General features: G+C 75.0%; 10 protein-coding genes. 4 read left to right on the top strand and 6 right to left on the bottom strand.

Translation table 11 applies throughout. From position 1 onward, the window contains the following. Nucleotides 1-30: 30 nt before the first annotated feature. From C7M71_RS05490 to C7M71_RS05480, 3 genes are all read left to right on the top strand, one after another. A complete protein-coding gene (locus C7M71_RS05490; protein WP_114914204.1) occupies nucleotides 31-1,515 on the top strand; it encodes a PP2C family protein-serine/threonine phosphatase in 1,485 nt (494 codons plus the stop codon). Further along, on the top strand, nucleotides 1,476-1,886 hold the full coding sequence (locus C7M71_RS05485) for an ATP-binding protein (RefSeq protein ID WP_114914203.1): 411 nt from the start codon (nucleotides 1,476-1,478) through the stop codon (nucleotides 1,884-1,886). Before C7M71_RS05490 ends, C7M71_RS05485 begins: the two co-directional genes overlap by 40 nt. Nucleotides 1,887-2,072: 186 nt before the next feature. Then, entirely contained in the window at nucleotides 2,073-4,274 is a 2,202-nt protein-coding gene (locus C7M71_RS05480; RefSeq protein WP_111492391.1) for a SpoIIE family protein phosphatase, read from the top strand. Nucleotides 4,275-4,301: 27 nt separating this feature from the next. Here C7M71_RS05480 and C7M71_RS05475 read toward each other — a convergent pair whose 3' ends face one another. The 5 genes from C7M71_RS05475 to C7M71_RS05455 all read right to left on the bottom strand — a co-directional run bounded on the left by C7M71_RS05475 (nucleotide 4,302) and on the right by C7M71_RS05455 (nucleotide 9,062). Then, nucleotides 4,302-5,321: a DUF2637 domain-containing protein gene (locus C7M71_RS05475; RefSeq protein WP_111492390.1), complete on the bottom strand. Its 1,020-nt coding sequence runs from the start codon at nucleotides 5,319-5,321 to the stop codon at nucleotides 4,302-4,304. An 87-nt stretch (nucleotides 5,322-5,408) separates the two neighbouring features. Further along, the gene (locus tag C7M71_RS05470; RefSeq protein WP_111492389.1) at nucleotides 5,409-6,242 is read right to left on the bottom strand and encodes a (2Fe-2S)-binding protein; all 834 of its coding nucleotides are present in this window, start codon (nucleotides 6,240-6,242) and stop codon (nucleotides 5,409-5,411) included. 54 nt (nucleotides 6,243-6,296) lie between these two features. Further along, nucleotides 6,297-7,151, bottom strand: coding sequence for a hypothetical protein (locus C7M71_RS05465; protein WP_407675864.1), 855 nt, complete (start codon nucleotides 7,149-7,151; stop codon nucleotides 6,297-6,299). Between the two features lie 131 nt (nucleotides 7,152-7,282). Continuing rightward, nucleotides 7,283-8,146 (bottom strand): hypothetical protein, encoded by an 864-nt coding sequence (locus tag C7M71_RS05460; RefSeq protein WP_229758554.1) that lies wholly within the window; start codon nucleotides 8,144-8,146, stop codon nucleotides 7,283-7,285. A gap of 136 nt (nucleotides 8,147-8,282) precedes the next feature. After that, nucleotides 8,283-9,062, bottom strand: coding sequence for an HNH endonuclease family protein (locus tag C7M71_RS05455; RefSeq protein ID WP_111492388.1), 780 nt, complete (start codon nucleotides 9,060-9,062; stop codon nucleotides 8,283-8,285). A 279-nt stretch (nucleotides 9,063-9,341) separates the two neighbouring features. Here C7M71_RS05455 and C7M71_RS05450 point away from each other — a divergent pair, with 279 nt between their 5' ends. Continuing rightward, nucleotides 9,342-9,950: a nucleotidyltransferase family protein gene (locus C7M71_RS05450; RefSeq protein ID WP_175607635.1), complete on the top strand. Its 609-nt coding sequence runs from the start codon at nucleotides 9,342-9,344 to the stop codon at nucleotides 9,948-9,950. Nucleotides 9,951-10,023: 73 nt separating this feature from the next. On the opposite strand, the gene C7M71_RS05445 is transcribed toward C7M71_RS05450, so the two are convergent. Then, a complete protein-coding gene (locus C7M71_RS05445) occupies nucleotides 10,024-10,821 on the bottom strand; it encodes a dioxygenase family protein (RefSeq protein WP_111489360.1) in 798 nt (265 codons plus the stop codon). Nucleotides 10,822-10,825: the final 4 nt, after the last annotated feature.

The following is a 10,825-nucleotide window of genomic DNA, read 5'->3' as shown; positions in this document are numbered from 1 at the left end:
GAGTCATCCTCGAAGGGTGGGGCAGAAGTGATGGACGGTCAGTCGCAGCTCCCGCAGCAGCGCTACCGGGAGCGAGGGGCCCCCGCCGGCGGCATCCCCGCCGGCAGCGTCCGCGCCGGGGCCGCGCCACCCGACGACCCGCACGTGACTCCCGACGACGCACCGCCCGACGCACCGCCCGACGCACCGCCCGACGACCCGCACGCGGCGCATGCCCGCGCCGCCGCCGATGACGCGGCCTCCCGCGCCGCCCGGCTGGAACTCGCCCTCGCCGCCACCGGCACCGGCTCCTTCGACTGGGACCTCGCGGACGACCGGCTCGTCTGGGACGACCAGATCCGGCGCCTCTTCGACCTTCCCGCCGGCGTCCTCGCCGCCTCCCCCGACCTGCTGCGCGCCCGCCTGCTGCCCGAGGACCTGTCCCGGGTGGACGCCGCCGTACGCGCCGCCGTCGACGCCTGCGGGCCCTACCGGGTGCAGTTCCGGGTCCCCCGCCCCGGCGGCGAACGCCGCGTCTCCGCCCATGGCCGCGTCCTGCCCGGCGCCGACGGCCGCGCCGCCCGGATCGTGGGCATCGTCCGCGACATCACCGCCGAACAGGACCTCGCCTCCTGGCTCCAGCGCATCATGCTGCCCCACCGGATGCCCCGCGTCCCCGGCGTCACCGTCGCCGCCCGCTACGCCACCGGCACCCACGGCCTGGAGATCGGCGGCGACTGGTACGACGTCATCCCCCTGCCCGGCGCCCATGTCGGGCTGGTCATCGGCGACGTCCAGGGCCACAACGTGCACGCCGCCGCCGTGATGGGCCAACTGCGCGCCGCCCTGCGGGCCTACGCCGCCGAGGGCCACGACCCGGCCGCCGTGGTCTCCCGCGCCTCCCGCTTCCTGGCCGACCTGGACACCGGGCTCTTCGCCACCTGCACCTACCTCGAACTGGACACCCTCACCGGCGCCGCCGAGATCGTCCGGGCCGGGCACCTCGGCCCCCTGGTCCGAGGCCCGCGCGGCGACAGCGCCTGGCCCGCCGCCGAAGGCGGCCTGCCGCTCGGCATCGACCCCGAGCACGCCCACCCGGTGACCCGCCTGGAGCTGGAACCCGGCAGCGTGCTGCTGCTCTGCACCGACGGCGCGGTGGGCTCCCGCACCCTGGACCTGGACAGCGGTGCCCGGGGGCTGCGCGAGCACCTGGCCGCCGGGCCCGTCGACGACCTCGAAGCACTCGCCGACTCCACGGCCGACCTCGCCCGCGAGCAGCACGGCGGCCCCGACGACCTCGCGCTGCTGCTGGCCCGCTGGGACGCCCCCGCCGACCATGTACTCCGCCGCCGGCTGCGCCGCGCGGTCGACCCTGCGGACCTGGCCGCCGTCGGCAGGGCCCGCCGCCAGCTGCGCACCGCGCTGCGCCGCTGGGGGTTCCCGAACTCGCCGACACGGCCGAGCTGCTGGTCTCGGAACTGGTCACCAACGCCCTGGTGCACACCGACCACGGCGCGGTGCTCGCCGCGACCCTGATCACCCCCGCCCCGGAGCAGCCCGCCCCCGGCCCCGCCGCCCCCGAACTGCCCGACGCCTGCGCCCCCGGCCATCCCGGCAACCCAGCCGACCCCGGCAACCACCCCGGCAATCCAGCCCGCCCCGGTCACCTCGCCCCGCCCGGCCGCCCTGGCCACTCCGGCCGCTCCGCCACCCGTACGCCACCGCGCGGCACCCGGCTGCGGGTGGAGGTCCACGACGCGGCGTCGCAGCGACCGCAGCCCCGCACCGCCGGTGAGCAGGCCACCTCCGGACGCGGCCTGCTGCTCGTCCAGGCGCTCGCCGACGACTGGGGAGTGCAGCCGCGCGGCGAGGGCAAGATCACCTGGTTCGAGCTGATCTGCCCCTGAGGCGCCGCCCGGCGCGCACCGCGCGGCCCTGGGTTAGCCTCGTGGGTGGTGCGCCGGGGCGTGCCCGTTCGGCGCACGGCCGGTTCGCAGACGACCGGCATTGCCGCACGGACGAACATCCGAGAGGATGAAGAGCATGTGTGCGGTCCGCCCTGGGCCGCGGTGACCAGGAGCGGCAGGAGAACCATGGCGACTGAGCCCGAGCCTCAGGGGCCCGTGCGCCGACCGCCGCTCCGCCCGCCGGAGCAGAGCGTGCGCGAACGTGAACGCGGTGCCCGTGAGCGAGCGCTGCGCGGTGCCTATGTGGCCGCTGCCGCCCGCGGAATGCCACCGCCCACCAGCGACTCCGCGCCGGAGTGGCTGGAGCCGGCGATGGCCGCCAACGGCATCGGCTCCTTCGACTGGGACATCCGCCGCGACGTCCTGGAGGGCGACCTGCGGGCCTGCAGCATCCTGGGCCTGGACCCCGACCGGTTCGACCGCAGCTCGGACGCGTTCCTGGCGCTGCTGCACCCCGAGGACGCCCCCGTGGTCCGCCGCCGGGTGGAGCGCGCGGTCGCCGAACTCGGCCAGTGCGGCGCCTACTACCGCATCGTCGCCCCCGGCGGGCAGATGCGGGCCGTGCGCTTTCGCGGCCGGGTGCTCGCCGACGTCGAGGGGCGGCCCTCCCGGATGGTCGGCTTCATCTGGGACGCCACCGCCGAACTGCACAAGCGCACCAGGGCCGACCGGATGGCGGTGCTGCGCGAGGAGCGCACCCGCTTCATCAAGGAGGCCGCCCGAGCCCTGTCGGAGGCGGTCACCGTCCGCGACGTGGCCCGGGTCTTCACCGAACTCCCGCTCCCCGGCAGGCCGCCGGACGGACTGGTCCTGGCCTCGCTGGAGAACGGCCGGTTGCAGATCCTGGGCGCCACCGGCTACCGGCGCGAGGCGATCCAGCCCTATGACCGCGCCCCGCTGGACGCGCGCCACCCCGCTGCGGACGCCATCCGCACCCGCGTCCCGGTCTTCCTCGCCAGCCGCGATGAGTACCGCGAGCGCTACCCCGACGCCTGGCCCCGGGTGAGCCCGCTGGGCCGCCGCTCCTGGGCGTTCCTGCCGCTGATCGCCGGCAGCCGGCCGATCGGCGTCTGCCTGGTCAGCTTTGACGACGACCGGCAGTTGGACAGCGACGACCGCATCCTGCTCTCCACCCTCGGCGGGCTGGTCGGCCAGTCACTGGCCCGCGCCCGCCTGCATGACGCCGAGCATGAACTGGCCTCCGGCCTGCAACGCGTGATGCTGCCCCGCCGGGTGCCGCCCGTCCCGGGCACCACCACCGCCGTCCGCTACCTGCCGGCCGGTACCGGCCTGCTGATCGGCGGCGACTGGTACGACGTGGTCCCGCTGCCGGGCGGCCATGTCGGCCTGGTGATAGGAGACGTCCAGGGCCACGATGTGCACGCCGCCGGAGTGATGGGCCAGTTGCGCATCGCGCTGCGGGCGTACGCCGCCGAGGGGCATCCGCCGGCGGCGGTGATGGCCCGTGCCTCCCGCTTCCTCGCCGACCTGGACACCGGGCACTTCGCCACCTGCACCTACGCCGAGGTCAATGTGGAGTACGGCGTCGTCTATGCGGTGCGGGCCGGTCATCTGGACCCGGTGGTGCGCCGCGTCGACGGCTCCACCGTGGTGCAGCCGGTGGTCGGCGGACTCCCGCTGGGGATCTCCCCGGAGGAGGAGTACAAGGTCACCCGCTTCACCCTGGACCCCGGCGAGGTCGTGGTGCTCACCACCGACGGCCTGGTCGAGGCCCGCACCCTCGACCTGGACGAGGGCATGGACCGGCTGCGCCAGGCGGTCGGCGGTCCCCTGCCGGAGACCGCCAAGGGCGTCGAGCCGCTGGAGGCGCTCGCCGACCGGATCGCCGCCGAGGCCGCCGAGTCGGCGGAGCGCGAGGACGACATCGCGCTGCTGCTGATGCGCTGGGACGGCCCCGCCGGAGGGCTGCCGCAGCAGCAGCTGCGCCGCCGCATCGGCCAGGCCGACCTGGCCCGGATCGCCGAGCTACGCGGTGAACTGCGCGATGCGGTGAGCCGCTGGGGCGTCGGCGACCTCGCCGACACGGCCGAGCTGCTCGCCTCCGAACTGGTCACCAACGCCCTGGTGCACACCGACCGGGACGCCATGGTCACCGCCCGCCTCTACCGTGACGGCGACGGATCGGCCCGCTTCCGGCTGGAGGTCGAGGACGACTCGGACCAGTGGCCGACCCGCCGCACCCCCGGCGAGCAGGCCGCCTCCGGCCGTGGCCTGATGCTGGTGGAGGCGCTGGCCGACTCCTGGGGTGTCGAGCCGCGCGGCAGCGGCAAGCGGATGTGGTTCGAACTCACCGCCGCCCCCGGGTGACGCCCCGCGGCCGGACGCTCTGGAGCGTCAGCCGAACTGCTGCTCAAGGTGGGTCAGCTTCTCCTCCAGCGAGTCCAGCCGCGGCAGGGTGAGGGTGTCGTCCTCCGCGCTCAGGTCATAGGCGGGGCGCTGGGCTGTCGCCGGTGCCTGCTCCGGCTCGGGTTCGGCTATGGCAGGCTCCGCAGCGCGCTGGTCGTACGGTCCCGGCTCGCCCGCCGCCTGTAGGGCCGGCAGCGGGGTACGGCGGCCGCGCGATCGGCCGAAGACGCCCTGCGACCGGCTCAGGGCGCGGAGTTCGGCCCGCTCGCGGCGGCTGGCCAGCCGTTGGCGCTCCCGGGCGGCCAACCGCTCCCGCCGGTCCTCGCGCACCTCCTCCACCGCCTCGTCCAGGCTGCGCACGCCCTCCAGCAGCATCAGCGACCAGGCGGCATAGGTCTCACGCGGAGCCCGCAGCCAGCGCACGATGCGGATCTGCGGCAGCGGGCGCGGCACCAGGCCCTGCTCCCGCAGCGCGGCCCGGCGGGTCTGCTTCAGCGCCCGGTCGAAGAGCACCGCCGCCGAGAGCGACATCCCGGCGAAGAACTGCGGAGCCCCGGCGTGGCCGCCGCCGCGCGGTGCGTGCACCCAGTTGAACCAGGCGGACGCCGCAGCGAAGAGCCACACCAGCAGCCGCGAGCCGAGCGCCGCGTCGCCGTGGCTGGCCTCGCGCACCGCCAGCACCGAGCAGAACATCGCGGCGCCGTCCAGGCCGAACGGCACCAGGTACTCCCAGCCGCCGGAGAGGCCGAGGTTCTGGATGCCGAACCCCACCAGCCCGTGGAAGGAGAGCGCGGCGGCCACGGCGGCGCAGCAGAAGAGCAGCGTGTACGAGGCGGTCCCGTACACCACCTCCTTGCGCCGCCGCCGCTCCTCGCTGCGCTCCCAGGAATCGGTGCCGGTCCGGCCGGAGTCGCCACGGGTGCGCAGGAAGGCCAGCAGCGCGCCGGCCACCACCACCGCCGCGCCGCCCGCTGCCGCCCAGCCCGGCGGGATGTCGGAGAGTCTCATGGCGGACCATCCTGTCGGAAGATCCGCGTCCGTACCGGCGATTCGGTGTCAATCCACCATTGCGGGGGACTTTCGAGACCTCTTGTCCTACTGATCAGCCCGGGTGAGGCCGCAGTTGCGGGGGCAGCTGAAGCACACCTCGGCGGGCCGCACCGTGTAGTACAGGCAGCAGCTCACCCGGGTCCGGGTGCGCATCGGCGCCCGGTCCGGCCCCTGGTCCAGGTGGCGGAAGTCCGCCCCTCCGGCGAACGGCGGGGTGGAGCCCGGCAGCAGCGCGGACAGCTCCGCTGCCGCCCGCTCCTCCTCGCCCAGCAGGCTGCCCAGGTACCAGAGCCCTTCGACCAGCTCGTCGGTGGCCATCCCCCAGAGGGTGCGCGGGCCCCGGCGCAGTCGCGGCCGGAACGCGGTCAGCACCGGCTCCAGGTGCTCGGCGACCGCCGCCAGCAGCTCGGCCCGCAGCGCCGCCTCGTCGGCCACCACCCGGGCGCCCGGCAGGCCGGCGGCCGGGTCGTCCGGCAGGCAGGCGAAGGACTCCACCGCAGCGGTCATCCGGCCGGCGTCCCGGTTGACCGAGACCGCCGCCACCGGCAGCCTCGGCACCCGGCGCTCCAGGAACCACGGCAGGCTGAAGAGCAGGCAGACCGGCCAGGCGTAGCGGTGCAGGCAGAAGCTGGCCGCGACATCCGGCCGCAGCGGCTCGCCGTACTCCGCCAGGCCCCGTGCCTCCTCGGCCGCGATCAGCTCCCCCAGCACGGCGGGGTCGCCGACCAGGTCGGCGACCCTGGTCCAGCCGCTGCCCGAGCGCGACGCGGCCAGCTCCACCCGCAGTCCGGGGAAGACCTGGGCCAGACGCCGGTATGCGTCGGCGCAGGGGCGGACACCGGAGGCGGGCAGGGGCAGGGTGCTGCTGGCGACGTGCATGGTACGGGGACCTGTCGGTCGAAGGGACAACAGCTCTGGCAGGTAAGGCTAACCTTAGCTGACCTTGCCGTCGGATGCCCCCGCGCCCCTCCCGCCGAGGTTTCCCCTCCCGCCGACCACATATGACCGGCCGTTCCCGTTCAGCCGCGCCGCCAGCCACACCGGCACCCCGCCCAGCGCGCCGACCAGCCGCGCCGCCTCCGCCCGCAGCCTGATCGCCTCCGCCGGATCGGACGCCTCCGCCAGCGACGCCAGCGCCGGGGCCATCCCCACCGTGAACCCCATCTGCTCCCGCAGCCGCAGCGAAAGGGTGAACCCCTCCCGGGCGGCCGCCCGGTCCCCCTCGGCCAGCGCCAGCCCGGCCAGATGCCGGCAGGTGTGCGAGCGCAGCAGGTCGTCGCCCCGCTCCAACGCGCCCTCGTCGGCCCGCCGGTAGGCGGTCCGCGCCGAGTCCGGGTCGTGCTGGAGGTTCTCCGCGACCAGCCCTCGGCGGAAGTCCAGCAGCGGCCGACCGGGGGCGTCGGGGGCCAGCATCGCCGAGGTGCGGCCCAGCGCCGCCTTGGCCTCGTCGGCCCGGTCCCGGACGCCCAGCAGGGTCGCCGCATAGGCCAGGAAGCCCCGCTCGCACGCGGCGGCGGCCCGCTGTTCTGGGCTCCGCGCCGCAGCCTCGCACTGCCGCAGCGCCGTCTCCGCCGCCTCCCAGCCGGACGCCGTGTAGAGGCACTGCTCGATCAGCAGCTCCGCACGCCGCAGCGCGGCCCACGGGTCCCGCCCGGCCAGCGGCGCGAGCAGTTCCGCCGCCTCCGCCCAGCAGGCGCGCGAACGCAGCCGCCACACCGCATCACCGGTGGCGGGTGCCCGCGTACGCGCCCGCCACGGGCCGACCGGGGCTGCTTCGTGCTCCGACAACGCCACCTCCTCGTGCGCGGTGTCCGGCACCAGGATCGCCGTTGCGGAATTTCAACATGAGGACGCGCTTGTGCGCCAGATCACTTACGTGCCCGATTTGCTGACACCGCGTCGACCTGCGGGTTGTCCGTTCAGGAGGTCGCGCCGGTACGTACCAGCGTCTCGGCCGCGCCATTGGCGGGTTCCGGTAGCCCCGCCGGGTCCAGGGTGAAGAGGGCCACCAGCAGTTGCTCGGCGCGAACCTGGGCCTCCCGCGAGTAGCCCGCAAGGGTGAACATCGCGGCCACCGACTCCTCCGCGTGCAGGGTGGCCAGCCAGAGCATCTCCACGGCCCGCAGGTCGGCCGGCTCGGTCCAGACGTCCACCTGGGCCACCAGCCGCCGGCCCAGCAGGCAGACGCCGTCCCGCTCCTGCGCCTCGGAGAGCTCCAGACCGTCGAATCCCAGCCATTCCAGGAAGCGGGCCGCCGCCATCACCGCGTCCTCCGAGGTGCGCACCGGTTGCGGCCGGAACGGCGCCCGCCAGGCCGTGGCCGAGCGGGGGAGCGGGTACGGCAGCCCGCCCGGGGGCATCCCGTGCGGCATCGGGGGAGGCCCCGAGGGAGGATGCGGTCCCGGGCCGGGTCGGGAGGAGCCGACCCGAGGCGTGGGGTCAACCGGCAGCCGTACCGTGGCGCCGCAGTTGCAGGTGAACTCCGGCTGCGGCCACTGCTCGGACCGTCCGCACTTCGGGCACCGCATGGCGAGCCAGGAGTCCTCCCACGACCGGAAGCGCACCTGTACCGGCACCCCGCCGCGCAGCAGCGGCACCTTGAGCGAGGCCCCGCACCGGCAGGGCAGCAGCGGCGGCTGGTACAGGTGCTCGCGCCGGCAGGCCGGACAGCGGACCTGCTTGGCCGTGGGCGGCGTGGCCTCGGCTCCGGAAGCTCCGGAAGCTCCGGAGGTTCCAAAGCCTCCGGAGGCTGCGGACTCGTCGGGTGTCGGCGTTCCGGACATCGTGCGTACCGTCCGATCGGCTCGGGGCAGGGTGCTCACCCCCCATGCTCCCCGATCGGCACGGCGCGCGGCAGGGCTTGCGGCAACTCTCAGGGAGCTCTCAGGGATCGGCTCCTCCGCCGGTAGCACGCGCCGGTCAACCGCCGCACTGCGCCAGCATCACCTTCTTGTCCGCCGTGGTCACCGGCAGCGCGTACTTCAGCGAGACCTGCGCGAACCTGACCGCATAGGAGCAGCGCACCGCCTTGTTCGCGGGCAGCCAGGAGGCCGGGCCGTAGTCCCGCTTCTGCGCGTTCTGCGAGCCGTCGGCGGGGAGCAGGTTCAGCGGGTCGTTGGCGATCTGCTTCCGCTTGGTCTCGTCCCAGTGCGAGGCGCCCATCTGCCAGTCGTACGACAGCGGCATCACATGGTCGATCTGCACCTTGGAGGCGTGCTCCTTGGTCCACGCGACGGTCTGCCCGGTGTACGGGTCGTAGATCGTCATCGAGGTGACGATGCAGGTGGAGCCGGGCTTGTGGGTCAGCTTGCGGCCGTCGCGGGCGAGCATGTCATTGCGGCTGTCGCAGCCGTTGCGGCCCAGCGGCACACCGTCGACGGCGTCGCTCCAGGCGTAGCCGAACTTGGACCGCTCATAGCCGGTCTTGGGCCCCTTGCCCGCGGTGCGTACCCGCGCGATCAGCTCGCGGGCCTTGGCCAGGTCCTGTGCGGAGGTGATGGGGCCGAGGCCGGGCTTGGTGCCGTCCGGGTTGTCCAGCGGGTTGGTGCCGAGGGCCGTGGAGCCGCCGCCGGACGAGGACGACGCCGTCGATGGGGGCGGCGGGGGGAGGAGCTTCCCGGCGTCGACTGCGGAGGAGCAGCCGGTGAGCGCGAGCAGGAGCACGGTGGTCGCGGATATGGCGGGGCGGCTCTTGCGCACAGGTCTCTCCGGCGGGTCGCGGGGCGGTGTCCGCCGATCAGCAGACCAAATGGATAACGGCACGTCAAGGCGGTGGCGGGGAGCGCGCGGTGGCCGGTGACGGAACTCACTGCGGAGACCCCGCCCCGGCGCCGCCGGACCCGGCCGCGCAGACCTCGCGGCGGAGCGGTGGTGACGGCGGTGGCGGCGGCGGTAGTGGCGGCGGTGGTGACGGCCGTGGTGACGCGCTGTCAGAACCGTCCGGGGGCCGCCGCCGGGCGGCGGTGGCAGGCTGGAGGGATGCAGACATCACCGCCCCGGGTGGCCGCGCTGGTCCTGGCGGCCGGTGCCGGGCGCAGGCTGGGCGGGCGGCCCAAGGCGCTGCTGGAGTACCGGGGCCGACCGCTGCTGGAGCATGCGGTGGCGGTGGTCCGCGACGGCGGCTGCGCGCCGGTGCATGTGGTGCTGGGCGCGGCCCGGGAGCAGGTGGCTGCCGCCGCCGACCTGACCGGCTGCACGGTGGTCGCCCATCCGGGGTGGGCGGACGGCATGGGGTCCTCGCTGCGGGCGGGGCTGGCATCGCTGCCCTCCGGCTGCCCGGCCGCGCTGGTGATGCTGGTGGACACCCCGGGGATCACGGCTCCGGCGGTGGCCCGGCTGCTGGCCGCGCACCGGGCGGGCGCCGAGCTGGCGGTGGCGTCCTATGGCGGTCGGCGCGGCCACCCGGTGCTGATCGGCGCCCGCCACTTCGCCGAGGCGGCGGCTGCCGCCCGGGGCGACCGGGGCGCGCGGGAGCTGTTGGCGGCGCACGCCGCCGACCTGCTGCTGGTCGAGTGCGGGGATGTCGCGGTGCCGGACGATGTGGACACGCCCGGCGACTGGGCCCGCTGGTCCGGCCGGGAGGACTGAGCGTCAGCAGCCCGCCAGGCTGTCCATGGTGGGTACGGAGTCCGGGTCGTCGTCCCGCAGCCGGTCCTCTGGGTCAGCCGATCTGGATCGACCGCTTGGCGAGGCCCATCCAGAAGCCGTCGATCACGGCGCGCTGCGAGGCCAGCTCGTCGGCGCCGGCGCCGAGGGTGACGAAGAGCGGGGCGAAGTGCTCGGTGCGCGGGTGGGCCAGCCGCCCGGCCGGTGCCTTGCGCTCGAAGTCCAGCAGCGCGTCCACATCGCCGGCCTCCAGTGCCCGGCGGCCCCAGTCGTCGAACTCGGCCATCACGCCCGGGACTCGGCCGTCCGGGCTGATCGCCCGCAGGTTGTGGGTGAAGAAGCCGCTGCCGACGATCAGTACGCCCTGGTCGCGCAGCGGGGCGAGCCGACGCCCGAGCTCCATCAGCCGCTGCGGGTCCAGGGTCGGCAGCGACACCTGGAGCACCGGGATGTCGGCCCCGGGGAACATCTCCACCAGCGGTACATAGGCGCCGTGGTCCAGCCCTCGGTCGGGGATGTCCTGGACCGGGGTGCCGGGGGCCCGCAGCAGCTTGCGGACCTCCTCGGCCAGCTCGGGGGCGCCCGGCGCCGGGTAGGCCACCCGGTAGTAGTGCTCGGGGAAGCCCCAGAAGTCGTAGACCAGCGGCACGGTGCTGGTCGCGCCGAGCGCCAGCGGGGCCTCCTCCCAGTGGGCGGAGACCATCAGGATCGCCGTGGGGCGCGGCAGTCCGGCGGACCAGGCGGCCAGCTCGCCGGGCCAGATCGGGTCGTCCGCGAGCGGGGGAGCGCCGTGCGACAGGTAGAGCACGGGCATCCGGTCGGGCGTCGTCCGGTCGGGCGCGACGGTGGTCATGGTG

The organism is Peterkaempfera bronchialis, assembly GCF_003258605.2.
GTDB classification, from domain to species: domain Bacteria; phylum Actinomycetota; class Actinomycetes; order Streptomycetales; family Streptomycetaceae; genus Peterkaempfera; species Peterkaempfera bronchialis.
The sequence above is the reverse complement of the archived record's forward strand: the minus strand, read 5'-3'. Positions and strand labels throughout refer to the sequence as shown.